The organism is Hymenobacter jeollabukensis, assembly GCF_005771675.1.
GTDB lineage: Bacteria > Bacteroidota > Bacteroidia > Cytophagales > Hymenobacteraceae > Solirubrum > Solirubrum jeollabukense.
Genome location: NZ_VAJM01000008.1, coordinates 214,668 through 233,002, shown reverse-complemented (window position 1 = coordinate 233,002; position 18,335 = coordinate 214,668). Strand labels below are relative to the sequence as shown.

Below are 18,335 nucleotides of genomic sequence, written 5' to 3'. Positions count from 1 at the left end.
GCTTCTTAGCGCCCTACTTGGCCTGCTCGATGGCCCGCACCGCTTCGCCGATGGCCTGCTGGGCCGGGGCGGCAATGGGGCTGGCGGCTGTCTGAGTGCGCAGGTTCTGCAGCATGGTCAGGACTTGGGGGCCGATAAAGGGCTTGTACTCGATGCCCATCTGCTGAAACGGGGCCAGCCCCGTTCGGAACGAGGCCGCATCGGTGACGCGGGCGAGCAGCTGGGCCAGGCTGGGCAGCATATTCAGGCGGGCCAGGGGCGCGGCGGCCTGCACCTGCGCCAGCACGAAGGGCAGCCGGGCCACGTCGCCGGCCTGGGCGTACACGGCCACCAGGGCCGCGCTCAAGGGCGCGCGGTGGTCGGCCTGCAGCGCCGTGGCCCGGCGCACGGCCTGGGGCAGATCCACGGCCGCCAGGGCCTGGAGCGCGGCGCCCTGCACGGAGTAGGAACGGTTATCGAGGGCTTTGGTAAAGAGGCGGGCGTCGCGCTTTTCGCCGAGCTTGCCGAGTACCTTCAGCGCTTCGGCCTGCACCTGCGGGCTGGGGTCGTGGGCCGCGAGGCGGCGCACCATGGGCAGCACGGCGGCGCGCAGGGCGGGCTGCTTCACCAGGTCGATATTTTCCAGCACTGTCCAGCGCAGGGCGTAATATTTGTCGCTGAGGGCGGCCAGCAGGGTCTGGCGGGCCGCCGCGTCTTCGGGGTGGGCGGCGCAGGCCAGAATGGCTTCGAGGCGGTCGAGGTAGCGCGGGGCGTGCTGGTACTGGTAGACGAAGGCGCTGAGCGGCTTGTTGTCGGTTTTCTGCCAGATGAGCACGTTTTCGGCGTCGACGTTCACCAAATCCGGCCGCTGGGCGGCGGGCAGCTGGAAGGTCTGGGTGGCCTCGCGCAGCCGCAGCCGGTGGCGCTGCGGGGCGCCCGGGCCGGCGTACACGTCCACGTCCAGCGGCAGCTCGTAGGGCGCCCCGCCCTGGGTCTGGCGCAGGGTCACGGGCTGGGTTTTGGTGGCCGCGTCCCAGGGGCCGTAGTTGATGGTGACGACGGGGTGGCCGGGGCGGTAGTACCACTGCTGGAAGAAGCTGGTCAGGTCGCGGCCGGAGGCGTCTTCCAGGGCCAGGCGCAGCTGCTCGGCTTCGCCGGTGCCCAGGGCCTGCCGGGTCAGGTAGAGGTTGAGGCCGCGGAAAAACACTTCCTCCCCCAGCTCGTGGCGCAGCAGCTGCAGAATGCGTCCGCCCTTCTGGTAGGTCACCGCGTCGAATACGTCCTCCTTGTCGGCGTACTGGCGGCGCACCAGCGGCTTGGTGAAGTTGGCGGGGTTGGCCAGGTAGGTGCGCAGGGAGCGGTAGGCCTGGCGGCCGGCGGCGTCGGGGCCCAGCTTGTGCTCGGCCCAGAGCACCTCGCTGAAGTTGGCGAAGGACTCGTTCACCGTCAGCTGGCCCCAACTCTCGCAGGTCACGTAGTCGCCGAACCACTGGTGGAACAGCTCGTGGGCAATTTCGCGCTCCACCAGCGAGTATTCCCAGTCGAGCAGCTCGCGGGCCGTGCCCTGGGCGTGCTCCCCGAACAGCGAGGCGCTGGTATTCTCCATGGCCCCCGACACGTAGTCGCGCACCACCACCTGGGCGTACTTGGTCCAGGGAAATTCCACGCCCAGCTTCTGCGAGAAAAACTCCAGCATCTCGGGCGTGCGGCCGAAAATAGCCTGGGTTTGGGCGGCGTACTGCGGCTCCAGGTAGTAGCTGATTTCCTTGCCGCGCCACTGCTCCCGCTGGATGCGGAAGTCGCCCACGGCCAGCATGAACAGGTAGGGCGCGTGGGGCTGCGTCTGCTGCCACTGGTCGGTGCGGGTGCCGTCGGCATTGGCTTTCTGATTGACCATCAGGCCGTTGCTCAGCGTCACGTAGCGGGCCGGCACCGTTAGGCTAATGTCGGCGGTGGTTTTCTGATTGGGCCTATCGATGGTCGGAAACCACACCGAGGAGGCTTCCGTCTCGCCCTGGGTCCAGATCTGCCGGGGCTTGCCGGCCACCGCGCTGTCGGGGTTGATGAAGTACAGTCCCTTGGCGTCGCGGATGGCGGCGCTGCCCTTGGCGCCCAGCTCGTCGGGCTTGGCCACGTAGTCGAGAAAGACGGTGTACGGCTCGCCGGGCTTATAGGCCCTGTCCAGCCCGATGCGCAGCTGCCGGCCGTTGTAGTGGTACTTCAGCGGCTGCTGGCCCGCGCCCTGCACCAGCGCCACGGCTTTGATGTCCATGCCCTTGGCGTCGAGCAGCAGGGAGTCGGTGGCGTAGGCGTGCGGCTTCAGCGTCACCCACTCCTGCCCGTAGGCATAGCGCCGGGCGTAGTCGAAGCGCAGGGCCAGGCGGGTATGCACCAGGTCGTTGAGACGCGGCGGGCTGTCGTGGGCGGGCAGGGCCGGCGGGGCCGACTGGGCGCGGGCGGCGGCGGGCAGAACGGCGGCAGCCAGTAGGTAGCAGAGGGAAATGCGCAAGGGGAGCGAGTTGACGTGCGGGGCGGCTAACAGCGCCGATTGAACCGCAAGATGCATAGTCCGCTCCGGCCGTTGCTCCACGTGCCGACAGCCGTGCCGTCCCCGGATTGAGTCCTGAAACGGCGCGGCTGTCGGCACGTGCTATCAGGCGCTTACTGCCGCACGCTTTCCTGCTGCGGCTGGGGCCGCTCGATGGCCCCGCCGATGGGCGCCAGCGGCTGCAGCAGGCGCATCACCAAGCCGGTCCAGCCGGTTTGGTGGCTGGCGCCGAGGCCGTGGCCGTCGTCGCCGTGGAAGTACTCGTGGAAGAGCAGGTAGTCCTTGAAGTGCGGGTCGCGCTGCAGCAGCTCGTAGTGACCGAAGGCCGGGCGGCGGCCCCGTTTGTCGCGGCGGAAGATGCTGGTCAGGCGTTCGGCCAAAGCATTGGCCACGCCGTTCAGGTTCAGGCGCTGGCCCGAGCCAGTGGGGTATTCCACCGTCAGCGAGTCGCCGTAGTAGAAGTGGAAGCGCTGCAACGACTCGATGATGAGGTAGTTGATGGGAAACCACACCGGCCCGCGCCAGTTCGAGTTGCCGCCGAACAGGTCGGAGCTGGACTCGCCCGGCTCGTAGCGCACCTCGAAGTCGGCTTCGGGCGTGTTGTACACGTAGGGGTGCTCCTCGTGGTGCTTCGACAGCGCCCGGATGCCGTAGTCAGAGAGGAATTCGGCCTCGTCGAGCATGCGGGTGAGCAGCTTTTCCAGCCGCTGCCGGCGCAGCAGGCTCAGCAGGTGCCGCTCGCCCTTGCCCGGCTCCTGCCAGCGCGACACCAGCGCCGAGAGCTGCGGGCGGTTGTCGAGCAGCCAGCGCAGGCGGCGGGTGAAATCGGGCATGGCCTCCAGCATTTCCTCGTCGAGCACCTCCACCGCGAACAGCGGAATCAGGCCCACGATGCTGCGCACTTTCAGCCGGATGCGCTCATCGTCGGGCAGGTGCAGCACGTCGTAGAAGAAGCCGTCGTCCTCGTCCCAGAGGTTGAACGACCCGTCGCCGGCGCGCGTCATGGCCTCGGCGATGTAGAGGAAGTGCTCGAAGAACTTGGCGGCCACGTCCTGGTACACCGGGTTGGTTTTGGCCAACTCCAGCGCAATACGCATCAGATTCAAGGCGTACATGGCCATCCAGGAGGTGCCGTCGGCCTGCTCGATGTAGCCGCCGGTGGGCAGCGGGGCCGAACGGTCGAACACGCCGATGTTGTCGAGGCCCAGGAAGCCGCCCTCGAAGATGTTGTGGTTGTTGCGGTCCTTGCGGTTTACCCACCAGGTGAAGTTCAGCATCAGCTTGTGGAACACCGACTCCAGAAACACGGTGTCGCCCTGGCCGTCGTGAAGCTTTTTGTCCATCTGGTACACGCGCCAGGTGGCCCAGGCGTGCACGGGCGGGTTCACGTCGGAGAAGTTCCACTCGTAGGCCGGCAGCTGCCCGTTGGGGTGCATGTACCAGTCGCGGGTGAGCAGGCGCAGCTGGTTTTTGGCGAATTCCGAGTCCATCACGGCCAGCGGCACGCAGTGGAAAGCCAAATCCCAGGCCGCGTACCAGGGGTACTCCCACTTGTCGGGCATCGAAATGATGTCGGCGTTGTGCAGGTGGGGCCAGTTGCTGTTGCGGCCCTGGCGGCGGCCGTTAGGTGGCGGGTTAAAGCTGCCCGGGTCGCCCTGCAGCCACTGGGTCACGTCGTAGTAGTAGAACTGCTTGCTCCACATCATGCCAGCCAGGGCCTGGCGGTGAATGTTACGCGCGTCCTGGTCGGGCAGCTGCTCCTGTAGGCAGTCGAAAAACTCGTCGGCCTCGGCGTGGCGCTGGGCAAACAGCTGGTCGAAATCGGCGAAGGGCTGGGCCAGCTCGGCCCGGCTCAGGCGCAGGCGAATTTGCTGGCTGGCGCCAGCGGCCAACTTGAGCGGGTAGTGGGCGGCAGCCTTGGTGCCCCGGCGGGCGGGGTTTACGGCCCGGCGGCGCCCCTGCACCACGTAATCGTTGATGCCGTCCTTGAAGTACTCGTCGGGGCCGGCTTCAAGTTCGTAGAGCACGGTGCCGTTGGTGTCGTTGTCGCAGAACAGCAGCTCCCCGGCCGATTCGCAGTAGAAGTGGTAAGCGCCCAGGTCGCGGTGCTCGGCCTGGATTTCGCCCGGGCCGGCGGCGCGCAGCTCGGGCCGGTAGCCGTCGTAGCCCCAGCTCCAGGTGTTGCGGAACCAGATCTGCGGCAGCACGTCGAGGCGGGCCGTTTTGGGGCCGCGGTTGTGCACCGTCACGGTGATGAGCAGGTCGTCGGGACCGGCCTTGGCGTATTCCAGGAACACGTCGAAGTAGCGCCCCTGGTTGAAGACGCCGGTGTCGAGCAGCTCGTACTCCGGCTCGTGCCGCGAGCGGCGGGCGTTTTCCTGCAGCAGCTGCCGGTACGGAAACGCCCGCTGCGGGTACTTGTAGAGCATCCGCATGTAGGAGTGCGTGGGGGTGCTGTCGAGGTAGTAGTAGCACTCCTTCACGTCCTCGCCGTGGTTGCCCTGCCCGTTGGTGAGGCCAAACAGGCGCTCCTTCAGGAATGGGTCGGCCCCGTTCCAGAGGCCCAGCCCGAAGCACAGCAGCTGCTGGTCGTCGCTGATGCCGCCGAGGCCTTCTTCGCCCCAGCGGTAGGCGTAGCTGCGGGCCATGTTGTGCGACACGAAGTCCCAGGCGTTGCCGTGGGCCGAATAATCCTCGCGCACGGTACCCCACTGACGCTCCGTTAGATAGGGGCCGAATTTCAGCCAGGCCGCTTCACCCGTCTTGGAAGCGGCTAGGCGTAGTTGTTCCTGCGTCATGAACTGTATGGCGAAGCCCGGGCCGAGGCCGGAGCTTTAGCGTAAAGGTTGAGAGAGGGCGCAGGGGCAGCGAATGGGTCGGACGGCGCATGCTCATATCCAGTGGTCGGTTGGTCCCTGTCGCGAATTGGTTTTCGGGCTTCTACGTAAGCCACCCCGTCGATAGTTCGGGCGCTAAGTGGTTTGGGCTCAGCCCCATCGATGCGCAAACGTTTGCTATAAGCGCATTTGCGCAAGTACTCCGGGAGGCTAAAACCGGGCCAGCTGCCCGGTGTGTCCGGCCGCCGTCGGTGCCAACGGCCTTAGCGGCAGCGTCTAAGCCTTTTGGCCTGGGCGGGCGCGCCGGCTGGCGGCCAGCCCGAAATGCCCGGACGGCTTCGCAGTAACCGTCCTCTAAAATAAGTGTTTTACTATTTATCTGAGTTGGAACTATATAGGAACGGAATATGCTTGTGGCTCCGAACATTTCCCCCACCCTATGCTTGATAACTACCTCGTCGCCACCGGCTTTTACCAGATTTCCTGGCCCGATGGCCCCGACGCCAAACCGGGCATCACCTTCGTGCGTCCCGGTGCCCGCGAATCCCTGCGGGTGTTCTTGTGCGCCGCCGCCCCGGAAATGGAAGTCTACACCGGCGAGTTGCAGAACGGCCGCCTCGTTTACCGCGGCCCCGCCGAAGTAGTAGAGCAGCTGCGCAACCTGGCCGAAAGACAGAACTAACGGCCCGCCCGATTCAATCAAAAAGCCCGCGTGCAAGCTGCACACGGGCTTTTTTTATGCTCTGGCAGATATGCTAGGCCGACAATTCCAGAGCGGTCATGCTGAGCTTGTCTAAGCATCTCTACTGCTTCGTTAAATCGTTGCATGCGAAGTGGTAGAGATGCTTCGACAAGCTCAGCATGACGGCCTATTTACTACCCGCGAATTTTTAAGGTCAGCTTACCCGCTGACGGCGACCTGCAGCGGGCGGGCTTTGGTTTCGCCTTCGGGCAGGGTTTCGGGCAGGGGCATCACCGTTACCACCACGAACTTGGAGGTGGGCGTGTTGCTCACGTCGGCCACGCTGGCCACGGGCACTAGCACGTTCATCTCGGGGTAGTAGGCGGCGCAGTTGCCGCGCGGCAAATCGTAGGGAATGGCCACGAACCGCTCGGCGTGGCGCTGCTGCCCCTCGAAGTGGCTGGTGATGTTGACGAGCTGCCGCGGCTGAATGCCCCGGGCCCGCATGTCGTCGGGGTGCAGGAAGATGACGCGCCGCTCGCCGTACACGCCGCGGTACCGGTCGTTGTAGTCGTAGATGATGGTATTGAACTGGTCGTGCGAGCGGATGCTGAAGAGCACCAGCTGATCGGGCAGCAGCTCGTGCTTCTTGAACTCGGTGACGGTGAAGTTGGCCCGGCCGTTGTCGGTGGTGAATTTTCGCTCGCGCGGGCCGTTGGGCAAATAGAAGCCGCCCGGCCGGCGCACCTTCTGGTTGAAGTCCTCGAAGCCCGCGATGGTGCGGGCAATATGGTCGCGGATGACGTCGTAGTTCTCCATCATGGCCACCCAGTCGGTGGTGGTTTGCTCGCCCAGGGTGGCAATGGCCATGCCGCACACAATGGCCGTTTCGCTCAGCATCTGGCCCTCAAGGGGCTGCAGCACACCGTGCGAGGCCTCCACCACGCCCATGGAGTTTTCGCAGGTCACGAACTGCTTGCCGTTGCGCTGGGTATCGATTTCAGCGCGCACCAGGCAGGGCAGCAGCAGGGAGGTGTCGCCCGTGACGAGGTGGCCGCGGTTGAGCTTGGGGGCCACGAACACCGTCAGCTCCTGCCGGCGCATGGCCTCGGCAATGAATTCGGTGTCGCTCATGGCCGAGAGGAAATTGCCGCCCATGCTCACGAACACTTTCACGCGCCCGTCGTGCATGGCCTTGGCCGTTTCCACCGAGTCGAGGCCGTGTTCCCGCGGGGGCTGGAAGTCAAACTCGTTTTCCAGCGCGTCGAGAAACACCTTGCTGGGCCGCTCCCAGATGCCCATGCTTCGGTCGCCCTGCACGTTGGAGTGCCCGCGTACCGGGCACAGGCCCGCGCCCGGAATACCGATGGCGCCCTTCATCAGGTGCAGGTTCACGATTTCGCCGATGCTATACACGGCGTTTTTCTGCTGGGTGAGACCCATGGCCCAGCAGGTGATAATCTTCTTTTTCGCCCCGATGATGTTAGCCGCTTCCAGCAGCTGCGCCCGCGGCACGCCGCTCATCTGCTCGATGTCTTCCCAACTGGTGTTGTGCAGCTCGGTCAGAAACTCCTCGTAGTGCGCCGAGTATTCGCGAATGAAGTCATGGTCGATGACCTGGCCGGGGTTGCGCTCCTCGGCCTCCAGCAAGTACTTCATGATGCCGCGCAGCACCGCCTGGTCGCCGTTGACGCGCACCTGCAGCCAGAGGTCGGTTATCTGGGTTCCGTCGCCGAGCAGGGCGCCCAGGGCCCGCAGCGGGTTCATGAAGTCCTGGGGGTTGCGGAAGTGGTTCAGCCCGGCTTCCATCAGCGGGTTGACGCTGATGATCTGGGCCCCGTTGCGCTTGGCTTTCTGCAGGGCCGAGAGCATGCGCGGGTGGTTGGTGCCCGGGTTCTGCCCCATGATGAGAATGACCTCCGCCTCGTAGAGGTCGTTGAGCGTTACCGAGCCCTTGCCCAGGCCCACGGTGTTGGTCAGGGCCGAGCCGCTCGACTCGTGGCACATATTGGAGCAGTCGGGCAGGTTGTTGGTGCCGAACTCACGCACGAACAGCTGGTAGGCGTAGGCCGGCTCGTTGGGCACCTTGCCGGAGGTGTAGAAGGCCGCCTCGTCGGGCGACTTCAGCCCGTTGAGCTTCTCCCCGATCAGCTGAAAGGCTTCTTCCCAGGCAATGGGCGCGTAGTGCGTGGCGCCGGGGCGCAGCACCATGGGGTGCGTAATGCGGCCGGCGTTGTTCAGGTCGCGGTCGGTGAAGCGCGACAAATCCGCTACGCTGTGCTGGGCGAAAAAGTCCGGCCCGATGGTGCGGTGGTCGGCGTCGGAAGCCGTCGACTTGGCCCCGTTCTCGCAGAATTCGGCCACCGAGCGGTGGGTGTCGGGGTCGGGCCAGGCACAGCTGCTGCAGTCGAAGCCGTCCATCTGGTTGAGCTTGAGCAGGGCGTGGGTGCCGCGGCCCAGGCCGGCTTCGGCCCAGCTGAACTCCATGCTTTTGATGACGGCCTGCAGGCCGGCGGCCACTTTGCTGGGCTTGGTGAGGGTGAGGCCGGTGAAGTCTTCGGGCGGCTGGGCCAGCACGGGGTACTTGTGCTTGGCGCCGAGGGTGTCGGGGGCTTCCATAATGCGCTTGTCGGCGTCGGGCTTGCCGCCCGGATCCTCGTGGTCGGCTACGGGCGCGGTGCCCTGGCCGGGCCGCTCCCCGCTCTTGGGCACGTTGCTGGCCGCGGGTTGCTCGTTGGTGTTGCCGGACTGGCTGGGGTCTTGGGCGGGCGACTTTTCCATAATGAGCCTCACCCCCCGGCCCCGCGCCAAGGGGAGCGGGAGAGCCTGACGACTGCGGGAGGTTTTTGTTTCGGTGGGATTGGGTACTTCAGGGCAAGTTTACGGACTGCCAGGCTAGTGACGGCAGCCGAGGTCTTTCTCGACCAGTATACGCAGCTCCTGCCCGTCCGTCATGTCGACGGTGCCGGCGAGGCTGATTTCGGCCGGTTCCAGCCAGGCCTGGGCCAGCGCGGCGGGCACCAGCACGGATAAGGAACCGGGGGTATAGGCCACGCGCAGGGCTTGCGCGGCGGCGGTGGAGTCGTCGTCGGTGAGCTGCAGGGCGTAGGTGAACTGGCCGGCCGGACCGGGCGCCAGCGGCACCACGGCCTCTACCCGGCCAGCATGGGCAAACTGCGCCACTTCCTCGTCGGAAAGGCGCAGGCGCAGGGTGTTGTCTTCGATGCGGAGCTTCATGGGGGGGGAAAGGGAGGAGCTAGGAGCTAGGAGCTAGGAGCTAGGAGCTAGGAGCTAGGAGCTAGGAGCTAGGAGCTAGGAGCTAGGAGCTAGGAGTGTATGGCCGTTTTGGCCTGGGGTTGCGAATTTGCACGACATTCTAGCTTCTTGCTTCTGGCTCCTAGCTCCTGAATTCTGACACCTCGCTCCTGACTTCTGGCTCCTCGGAAATAATCCGCCAGGGGTGCGAGTAGATGTTGTAGCGCTGCTGGCGCACGAAGCCGAGCAAGGTCATGCCGAAATCCTGGGCAGCCTGCACGGCCAGGGAGCTGGGCGCGCCCACGGCGGCCAGCACCGCAATACCGGCTACGGCCGCCTTTTGCACCAGCTCGAAGCTGGCCCGGCCGCTGACTAGCAGCACGTGCCGGTGCAGGGGCAGCTGCCCGGCCAGCAGGGCCGCGCCGATGAGCTTGTCGAGGGCATTGTGGCGGCCCACGTCTTCGCGCAGCAACAGCAGCTCGCCCTGGGGCGAAAACAGCGCCGCCGCGTGCAGCCCGCCGGTTTGCTCGAATACGGCCTGGGCTTCGCGCTGCCGCTCGGGCAGCTGGTGAATCACCGGGGCCAATATCAGCGGGCCGTCAGCGGGCAGTAACGGGCAGGCCGCCGCGTGCACCGCCTCGATGCTGGTTTTGCCGCACACGCCGCAGCTGCTGCTGGTGTAGAAGTGGCGCTCCAGGCGCGGCAGGTCCAGGGGCAGGTCGGCGGCCAGCTCGGCACGCACCACGTTGCCCTGCTCCTCGGGCTTTTGCACGTCGGGGCAGGGGCGCACGCCCAGCAGCTCCTCGCGGCGCCGGATCAGGCCCTCGGTGAGCAGAAAGCCGGCGGCCAGCTCCTCGTCGTGGCCGGGGGTGCGCATGGTCACGGCCAGGGTGCGGTGCTCCCGCTGCCCGCTGGGGCCGTAGCCCAGGCGAATTTCCAGCGGCTCCTCGGCGGCCAGCACGTCATCGGCCGGGGTGCGCGCCTCCCCCACCACGCGCTGCACGCGGGTGTATTCGTAGCTGGTGGGCGGCAGAAAAACGGGAGCAGGCATTGGCGGTGGGGTGACAGGTGACAAGTGACAGGTGACAGGTGACAGGTGACAGGTGGGCAACGGCAGCCTGCTGATTGGAGTTGAGCGGCTGCTGTTGTGTTATTCGGCGGGGCGGGCCCGGAGGCGAATCCGAGGAATAACCAGTCGGCGGCGTCTGCTGCCAACCTGCGGCGGCGGACATATGTTATCCGCCGCGCCAACCTTTCCCGCGTCCGGCAGTTCAGCACGTACGCCCGCCCGTAAATTTCCGCCCTTCCACCGCCCCTTTCACCTGTCACGTGTTACCTGTTACGTGTCACCTGTCACCTGTTACCTGTTACCTGTCACCCCTGCACAATGCTTACTCCCGCTGAACGCCACCGCTACCGCCGCCACCTCCAGCTGTCCGAAATCGGCGAGGCGGGCCAGCTGAAGCTGCGCGCGGCCCGGGTGCTGGTGGTGGGCGCGGGCGGCCTGGGCTGCCCGGTGCTGCAGTACCTGGCCGCCGCCGGCGTGGGCACCCTCGGCATTGCCGATGCCGACCAAGTGGAGCTCAGCAACCTGCAGCGCCAGATTCTCTACGGCCCCGCCGACCTCGGCCAGCCCAAAGCCGCCACCGCCGCCCGCGAAGTACAACGCCTCAATCCGCTGGTGCATTGCCAGTTACACGCCGTGCGCGTGAGCCTCAACAACGTGCGCGAGCTAGTGGCCGATTATGACCTGGTCGTCGACGCTACCGACAACTTTCCCACCCGCTACCTGCTCAACGACACCTGCGTGCTGCTGGGCAAGCCCCTGGTGTCGGGCGCCATCTACAAGTTCGAGGGACAGGTGTCGGTGTTCAACTACCGCGGCGGGCCCAGCTACCGCTGCCTGTTTCCCGAGCCGCCCGGCGCCGCCGAAGCCCCCAACTGCGACGCCACCGGCGTGCTGGGCGTGCTGCCCGGCCTCATCGGCACGGTGCAGGCTTCCGAGGCGCTGAAGGTGCTGCTCGACCTGGGCGAGGTGCTCAGCGGCCGCCTCTGGGTGCTCGACGCGCTGACCATGCAGACGCGCGCCCTGCGCTTCGCCCGCCACCCCGCGCGCAGCCTGATAACGCCCGACACAGCCAACCCCGCCGACTACCACGACCCCGGCTGCGCCGCCCCGCCCGCCGACGGCATCACCGCCGCCGAGCTGCGGGCGCGGCTGCAGTCCCCCACCCCGCCCTTCCTGCTCGACGTGCGCGAGCCGCACGAGTTTGAAGCCCAGCACCTGCCCGGCGCCCGGCTGCTGCCGCTGGGCCAGCTGGCGGCGGGCGTGGCCGCCGTGCCCCGCGAGCAGCCGGTGGTGGTGTACTGCCGCTCCGGTGCCCGCAGCCGCCGCGCCATTCAGCAGCTGCAGGCCGATTTTGGCTTCCGCAACCTGCAGAACCTGGAAGGCGGCCTCCTGGCCTGGGCGGAGTCCTGAGCCAGCCACGACTGGCACCGGTTTAGCCGTGCAGCGGCTTCCCGGGTTCGGAAAGAAAGCAGGGTTTCAACCCGCGTAGCCGCCCAGACCGTATGCCTGGGCTGTTTGTACTCATCCGCAGGCTGAAAGCCTGCCTTATGTCGGGCGCCGGTTAGGCTGCGGCTGCACCGGCGCCAGTTCACTTCCCTTATGCCCGAAACCGCTACGCCGCCCGCCCGGCCCCGCATCCGCTTCGACCGCAACGAGCTGGCCGGCGCCTTCGGCGACCTGGGCACCGACCTGCCCCTGCTCATCGGCATCATCGCCGCCTCCGACGTCGACGCGGCCGGGGTACTCATCATGTTCGGGCTGATGCAGGTGTTTTCGGGGCTGTGGTACGGGCTGCCCATGCCGGTGCAGCCGCTCAAGGCCTTTGCCGCGCTGGTCATTGCCCAAAAGCTGCCCGGGCGCCTCATCTTCGGCGGCGGGCTGGCCATCGGCGCCAGCATGCTGCTACTCACGGTAACCGGCCTCATCGACGCGCTGGCGCGGCTGGTGCCCAAGCCCGTGGTGCGCGGCATTCAGCTGGGGCTGGCCCTGCAGCTTTCCACCCTGGCCCTGAAGGAGTACGTGCCCGCCGACGGCCTGGGCGGCTACGTGCTGGCGGCCGTGGCGTTTCTGATTACGGTGGTGCTGCTCGGCAACCGCCGCGTGCCGGCCGCGCTGCTGGTTATCGGCCTGGGCGTGGCCTACGGCCTGCTGTTCAAGCTGGACCTGGGCACCGCCCACCGCGCCCTCGGCCTGCACCTGCCCACCCCGCACACGCCCGCCTGGCCCGACGTAGTAACCGGCGCGGTGCTGCTGGCCCTGCCGCAGATTCCCCTTTCGCTGGGCAATTCCATCCTAGCCACCCGGCAGGTGCTGCACGACCACTTTCCGGAGCGCGACATTACCGTGCGCCAGATCAGCTTCACCTACGCCCTGATGAATCTGGTGAACCCGCTGCTGGGCGGCTTTCCGGTGTGCCACGGCTCGGGCGGGCTGGCCGGGCACTACGCCTTCGGGGCGCGCACGGGCGGCTCGGTGCTGCTCTACGGCGGGCTGTTTCTGGTGCTGGGGCTGTTTTTCAGCCAGGGCTTTCAGCAGGTGGTGCAGATTTTCCCCTTGCCGGTGCTGGGCGTGCTGCTGCTCTTCGAAGCCCTCACGCTGGCCGCGCTGCTGCGCGACGTGGCCGGCACGCGCGCCGGTTTGCTGCTGGTGGTGCTGGTGGGTTTGCTGTGCTGGGGCCTGCCCTACGGCTACCTGGTGGGCCTGACGGTGGGCACGGCGGTGTACTACGCCATGCAGCGCGGCTGGGTAGGCCTGGGCAAATAGTCCCCAAACCGAAGCGCCGACCACTCCCGCCGAAACCACAAACGCCCCACGCCCGCGGCGTTACCGCGGGCGTGGGGCGTTTGGACATTGCCGAATAGCTTAAGCCGGCTGGGCCGGACTGGCATCGGGGCTGGCGGCCGGGGCAGCCGAGGGCGCGGCGGCGTGGTAGCGGATGTGGCGCCCGAGGCACTGGGCCACGTCGGTAGCCAGCTGATCGGGGGTAGAGTTGACGGCGTAAATCGTCTGTCCGGCGCGGCGCAGCATCAGCTGGGCCGAGGTGCCGTGCTCGGCCGATACCCGGGCAGCCACCACCAGCGCGTGCGTATCGGGCCAGGAGGCTTCGAAGGCCAGGGCGGTGCCCTCCCAGGGCGCCTTCACGGGCCGCACGCTCAGCGGGCGAAACGACCTTACTTCTTCAAAAGCCGTCAGCAGCGGATTGCTCAGCACGGCAAGCTCTGCGGACTCAGCATCGGCGGCAGACGCGTGCAGCGCGGCCGCAAACTCGTGGACGGTTGGAATAGGCATGGCAAAGGGAGGGAAAGGTGACGCCCCCGCAAAATGCGGATTTTTTCGGTTTGAACGGCCGCGACCCTCCCCTATTGCCCCGTCAGCAGCCCGCGCAGCACCTGCTGGTAGCGCGGGTTGTCGGTCATGCCGTTGTGGCCCGCGCCCGGCAGCACGATCAGCCGGTCGGTGGGCCGGAGCAGGGCCCGCAGCCGCCGGGAGGAGCCGGGGTAAATGACCTCGTCCCGGTCGCCGTGGAAGAGCACTACCGGCGCCGCCACGCGCGGCAAGACCTCGTAGGTACGCAGCGGGTAGCGCACCAGGAAGCCCGGCACCCAGGGATAGTGGCTGCGGGCCATGTCCTGCATGCTGTAGTACGGGGCCTGCAGTATGAGCAGGCGCGGCCGGTGCCGCGCCGCCAGCCAGGCCGCCGGCCCCGTGCCCAGGGAGTAGCCCAGCACCACGGTCTGGTTTTCGGGGTAGTCGGCCGCCAGCTGCTGGTACGCGGCGTCGGCGTCGGTCAGCAGCTGCGTTTCGGTGCTGATGCGGCCCTGGCTTTTGCCGTAGCCGCGGTAGTCGAGCAGGAACACGTCGTAGCCCAGCGCGGTGTAGAGCGGGGCCACCTCGCCCCAGCTGTCGAGGGCGCCGCCGTTGCCGTGCAGGTAGAACACCAGCCCCCGGCGCGGCGCCTCGGTATGAAACAGCAGGCCGTGCAGGCGCGTGCCGTCGGGCGCCGTGGTCCACCGCTCCTCCCAGCGGCCGGGGAAGCGGAAGCGGTAATCGGCGGGCAGCTTCGCGGGGAAGAACAGCAGGCGCTCCTGCTGAAAGTAGAGCAGCAGGCAGACCAGTACGTAGACCGCAGCCGCGCTGCCCAGAATCCAGAGCACTACTTTCATTACCGATTCTAGATAGCCAGCTTTTCGAGCCGGGGAAAACGCTTGACATCGACCTGCGCCGAGTCGATGGGATTACCCCGCAAATCCAGCTCTACCAGGTTCTGCAACTGATATAAAGACTCCGGCAGCGACTTTATTGTGCCGTTTTCGTGCAAGTCGAGCCGCCGGAGCTGGGAAAGTTGGCCGATGGGCGTCAGTTCCTGCAGCTGGTTGCGTCGGGGATGGTTCCAGAAGCCTTCCAACTCCAACACCCGCAGCTGCGTGAGCTGCCCGATGGAAGCGGGTACCGTACGCAGGCTGGCATTGCCCAGGTATAGCTCTTCCAGCCACGGCAAGTTATTGATAGCTGCGGGGTAACGGCGGAAACGATTATCATCAAGATTCAGCACCCGCAGGGCTTTCAGGCGCGGCAGTGAAGCGGGCAAACTATCCAAGTCGTTATGCCCCAGGTTTAGCTCCCGCAAGCTGTCAAGCTCATACAAAACGACGGGAAACGCCGATAAGTCATTGTAACTAAGGTCGAGTTTTTTAAGCCGTTTCAGCTTCCCAAATCCAACGGGCATCTCCTTTAGGTCGCTGAGGTGTAGCTTCAGCTCTTCCAGGTTATACAGCTCCCCTAACCGACGGTACAGGGTATCCGGGCCGCTGTCCCGGCCATTGCGTTTTCTATATTGAATGGCGTACGTGGTCAGGTCCAGCGACTTTACTTTCGCCGGCTCCTTCAGCGCCAGCCGCAGGTCCTCGTACTGGCCGTGGTAGTCTTTCTGCTGCCGCTGGAAATACGTGGCATCGAGCGGAAAGCGGACGGTTTGGTTCAGCAGCGGGTGCCGCTTCTGCTTTTCGTCCTGGTATTGCAGCGCAATGCGCAGCCGGGGGGCCGTTGGCGAATTATTCAGGCGCGTGATGGTACCGCTTATCGACTTGAACTGCTCGAAATACCACGTAGCGCGGGCATGGCCCAGCACCCGCACGGCGGGCCCGGGCACCGCTACCGCCTGCCCCACGGGCAGGGCCGCTAGGTCGCGCAGCTGCAGATACACTTCCTTGCTGTACCAGTTGTCCGTAACCCCGCGGCGGTTGGAATAATAGCTGTAGTTCAGCACCACGTACCGACCAGTGTCCAGTTCCGTCCCGCCTACGACGACGGCCTTATTCAACAGCTTCGTCGTGATGCGGTGGTAGCGCGTGTGCAGACTGCGCTGGATGGTATGGCAGGCACTCAGACCTAGTAAGCAGATGCCGGCTACCCACTTGCACAGACGTGGACAAGTAATCCAAGACATAATTAGGCTCAAATACAGCTATCGGAGCCGGAAGGTATTGTTTTGACGTTAATTCACTCTACCCCCCAATCGTCGACATCGACTCGAAGTTGAGCTGATGCAGGGGGCGCTGTTGCTCGGCCTCGAAGCCGTTGGCGGCACGCTGGTAAAAGGCTTGGCACAGGGCGGCGCGCACCTCGTCGTCGGAAGCGCCGCCGCGCAGCAGGGCCCTCAGGTCGAGGCCGCCCTGGTCGTAGAGGCAGGTTTTCACGCTGCCTTCGGCGGTGAGGCGGATGCGGTTGCAGGTGCCGCAGAAGGTGCGCGAGTAGGCCGCAATGATGCCCAGCCGGCCCGCATGGCCCGCCACCGCGTAGTGCGCGGCCGTGTCGCCGGGGCGGGTGGGCTCGGACAGGAGCGCGCCGAAGTGCTGCGCCAGGTGCTCCCGGATGCGGCGGTGATTCCACGGCAGCGTGGCCGCGGTAGCCTCGTGCGAGCCGCCGTTGAAGGGCATCTCCTCGATAAAGCGCACGTCCACGGGCAGTTCCCGCGTCAGTTCGGCCAGGGGCAGCAGGTCCTCGGTGTTCTGCCCGTCCATCACCACGGCGTTGATTTTGACGCGGATGCCAGCCGCCAGCAGGGCGTAGAGCGTGTCGAGCACCCGGGGCAGCTCGTCGCGGCGGGTGATGCGCGCGAAGCGGCCGCGGTCGAGCGTGTCGAGGCTGAGGTTGACGGCCCGCACGCCCATGCGAGCCAGGGCCGGCACGTGCGGGGCCGTGAGCACGCCGTTGGTGGTCAGCGTCAGCTCCGTGATGCCCGGCAGCTGGCTCAGGCGCTCCATAAAGGGCACCAGGTCGCGGCGCACGAACGGCTCCCCGCCCGTCAGGCGCACCTTGCGCACGCCCAGCCCGGCCAGGAGGCCGACCAGCCGCTCCATTTCCTCGTAGCTGAGCAGCTGCTGCTTGGGCACGTACTCGATGCCTTCGGCGGGCATGCAGTAGAAGCAGCGCAGGTTGCAGCGGTCCGTCACGGCCAGGCGCAGGTATTCCAGCGGGCGGCCGTGGCTGTCGAATAAAACGGACGGAGCGGATTCGGTCATGGAAGCAGAAGCGGGACGGACGCCGGGGCAGCGGCCGCGTGCTTGCAACAACGGCCGGGCGGCATTTGTGTTCGATTTCGGCGAATTTCGCAACCCAACCGGCTGCTTTTCCGGTTATGGCCCCATGAAGTTAACCATTGCCCTCTTCGGCATCACCCGCGAAATCGTCGGAAGTCCCCAGCTGGAGCTGACCGTGCCCGCGGGCCAGTCGGTGCAGGAGCTGCTGGCCGAACTGCACCAGTCCTTCCCGGCCCTAGGCCAGTTGCGCAGCCTCGCCGTAGCCGTCAACAACGAATACGCCCAGCCCGGCACCCAGCTGCAGGAGCGCGACGAAATTGCCCTGATTCCGCCCGTCAGCGGCGGGTGAGGTAATTAATAATTAAGAATGAAGAATTAAGAATTGGTGGTTTTGGCCGGTTGATGGCTCTCGACCAATCAGGCTTCGTTCTCAATTATTAATTCTTCATTCTTAATTATTAATTGACAGAAATGCTCATTCAGCTCACCGACCAGCCCATCGACGTGGCCGCCGTCCTTCAGGCCGTGCAGGCCGACGGGGCCGGGGCGGTCAACGCCTTTATCGGCACCATCCGCAACCGCAGCACCGGCCGCCGGGTGGTGCGCCTGCACTACGAGGCCTACGACCAGATGGCCGTGCACCAGCTGCGCAAAGTGGCCGAGCAGGCCGTGGAGCGCTGGCCCATGCTGCAGGAAGTGGCCATAGTACACCGCAAAGGCACTCTGGAAATCGGTGACGTGGCCGTGGCGGTGGCCGTATCGACGCCGCACCGCGCCGAGTCGTTTGCCGCCTGCCAGTACATCATCGACACCCTGAAGGAGGTGGTGCCCATCTGGAAAAAGGAGGAGTACGAGGACGGCACCGTGTGGGTGGCCGCGCACCCCTAGCACCTGACGCGACCCGGACCGGGAGCCAAGAGCAGCTATCCGACCGGACGGCACCGTAGCCCGGTGGGCCGCTACCGGCTCCGGGCTACGGTGCCGTCCGGTGAAACCCACTCGGTGATGATAGTTCGGTCGGGCAGCCGCCGCGTTACCTGCAGCCGTTCGCGGCTGTCGTTGATTACGTACAGGTACTGGTAGGGCGTCAGCCGCTGGCCGGCCGCGTTGTAGAGCGTGTAAGGCCCGGAGCGCTTCAGCCAGCCCCATTGCGTGCTGGTAGTGGGCGGCCCGGCGCACCCGGGGCTGCTCACGGTGCGCGGGCCAAAGGCCCGCCAAGTGCGGTGCTGGGCGATAATGCCAGGCACCAGCTGCAGGTATTCCGTTTGCCGGAAAGGCCAGAGCGGCGGCCGGTGCCGCAGGGCCCGTCCCTGCGCGCTGGGGCCCCCGTTTCTTAACGGCCCTGCCCCGGCAGCAGCCCCCTCCGGCAGGGTCACCAGGGCAATCAGTAGCAGCGTATGTCCGGCAACAATCCGCATAGCCCAAG

The 18,335-nt window shown here is 66.1% G+C and carries 15 protein-coding genes; 5 read left to right on the top strand and 10 right to left on the bottom strand.

Annotation, left to right across the window (positions count from 1 at the left end; all coding sequences use genetic code 11):
* Positions 1-13: 13 nt before the first annotated feature.
* Both FDY95_RS16360 and FDY95_RS16355 read right to left on the bottom strand, forming a co-directional pair.
* Complete coding sequence (locus tag FDY95_RS16360; protein ID WP_171025717.1) at positions 14-2,488, bottom strand: M1 family metallopeptidase; 2,475 nt, start codon at positions 2,486-2,488, stop codon at positions 14-16.
* 152 nt (positions 2,489-2,640) lie between these two features.
* Positions 2,641-5,325, bottom strand: coding sequence for an MGH1-like glycoside hydrolase domain-containing protein (locus tag FDY95_RS16355; RefSeq protein WP_138079393.1), 2,685 nt, complete (start codon positions 5,323-5,325; stop codon positions 2,641-2,643).
* A gap of 478 nt (positions 5,326-5,803) precedes the next feature.
* Here FDY95_RS16355 and FDY95_RS16350 point away from each other — a divergent pair, with 478 nt between their 5' ends.
* Positions 5,804-6,046 (top strand): hypothetical protein, encoded by a 243-nt coding sequence (locus FDY95_RS16350; RefSeq protein WP_111477200.1) that lies wholly within the window; start codon positions 5,804-5,806, stop codon positions 6,044-6,046.
* A gap of 219 nt (positions 6,047-6,265) precedes the next feature.
* On the opposite strand, the gene FDY95_RS16345 is transcribed toward FDY95_RS16350, so the two are convergent.
* The 3 genes from FDY95_RS16345 to fdhD all read right to left on the bottom strand — a co-directional run bounded on the left by FDY95_RS16345 (position 6,266) and on the right by fdhD (position 10,352).
* Positions 6,266-8,827, bottom strand: a complete 2,562-nt coding sequence (locus FDY95_RS16345; protein WP_138079391.1) for an FdhF/YdeP family oxidoreductase — start codon at positions 8,825-8,827, stop codon at positions 6,266-6,268.
* A 114-nt stretch (positions 8,828-8,941) separates the two neighbouring features.
* Positions 8,942-9,283 (bottom strand): DUF7009 family protein, encoded by a 342-nt coding sequence (locus FDY95_RS16340; RefSeq protein WP_138079389.1) that lies wholly within the window; start codon positions 9,281-9,283, stop codon positions 8,942-8,944.
* A 160-nt stretch (positions 9,284-9,443) separates the two neighbouring features.
* On the bottom strand, positions 9,444-10,352 hold the full coding sequence (fdhD, locus tag FDY95_RS16335; protein ID WP_138079387.1) for a formate dehydrogenase accessory sulfurtransferase FdhD: 909 nt from the start codon (positions 10,350-10,352) through the stop codon (positions 9,444-9,446).
* A gap of 336 nt (positions 10,353-10,688) precedes the next feature.
* On the opposite strand from fdhD, the gene moeB reads away from it, so the two are divergent.
* Positions 10,689-11,780: a molybdopterin-synthase adenylyltransferase MoeB gene (gene moeB, locus FDY95_RS16330; RefSeq protein WP_138079385.1), complete on the top strand. Its 1,092-nt coding sequence runs from the start codon at positions 10,689-10,691 to the stop codon at positions 11,778-11,780.
* 189 nt (positions 11,781-11,969) lie between these two features.
* Positions 11,970-13,133 (top strand): putative sulfate/molybdate transporter, encoded by a 1,164-nt coding sequence (locus FDY95_RS16325; RefSeq protein ID WP_138079383.1) that lies wholly within the window; start codon positions 11,970-11,972, stop codon positions 13,131-13,133.
* Between the two features lie 99 nt (positions 13,134-13,232).
* Here the strand turns inward: FDY95_RS16325 and FDY95_RS16320 are convergent, their stop codons facing one another.
* From FDY95_RS16320 to moaA, 4 genes are all read right to left on the bottom strand, one after another.
* Positions 13,233-13,658: a hypothetical protein gene (locus FDY95_RS16320; protein ID WP_138079381.1), complete on the bottom strand. Its 426-nt coding sequence runs from the start codon at positions 13,656-13,658 to the stop codon at positions 13,233-13,235.
* Between the two features lie 71 nt (positions 13,659-13,729).
* A complete protein-coding gene (locus tag FDY95_RS16315; RefSeq protein WP_138079379.1) occupies positions 13,730-14,533 on the bottom strand; it encodes an alpha/beta hydrolase in 804 nt (267 codons plus the stop codon).
* An 8-nt stretch (positions 14,534-14,541) separates the two neighbouring features.
* Positions 14,542-15,816: a leucine-rich repeat domain-containing protein gene (locus FDY95_RS16310; protein WP_138079377.1), complete on the bottom strand. Its 1,275-nt coding sequence runs from the start codon at positions 15,814-15,816 to the stop codon at positions 14,542-14,544.
* Positions 15,817-15,874: 58 nt separating this feature from the next.
* A complete protein-coding gene (gene moaA / locus FDY95_RS16305) occupies positions 15,875-16,891 on the bottom strand; it encodes a GTP 3',8-cyclase MoaA (RefSeq protein ID WP_138079375.1) in 1,017 nt (338 codons plus the stop codon).
* 124 nt (positions 16,892-17,015) lie between these two features.
* Here moaA and moaD point away from each other — a divergent pair, with 124 nt between their 5' ends.
* Positions 17,016-17,258 (top strand): molybdopterin converting factor subunit 1, encoded by a 243-nt coding sequence (gene moaD, locus FDY95_RS16300; protein WP_138079373.1) that lies wholly within the window; start codon positions 17,016-17,018, stop codon positions 17,256-17,258.
* Between the two features lie 122 nt (positions 17,259-17,380).
* Positions 17,381-17,797, top strand: a complete 417-nt coding sequence (locus FDY95_RS16295) for a molybdenum cofactor biosynthesis protein MoaE (protein WP_138079371.1) — start codon at positions 17,381-17,383, stop codon at positions 17,795-17,797.
* Between the two features lie 71 nt (positions 17,798-17,868).
* On the opposite strand, the gene FDY95_RS26385 is transcribed toward FDY95_RS16295, so the two are convergent.
* Positions 17,869-18,327 carry a hypothetical protein gene (locus FDY95_RS26385; RefSeq protein ID WP_171025716.1) on the bottom strand — a complete coding sequence of 153 codons (459 nt, stop codon included), beginning with the start codon at positions 18,325-18,327 and terminating at the stop codon, positions 17,869-17,871.
* Positions 18,328-18,335 lie beyond the last annotated feature (8 nt).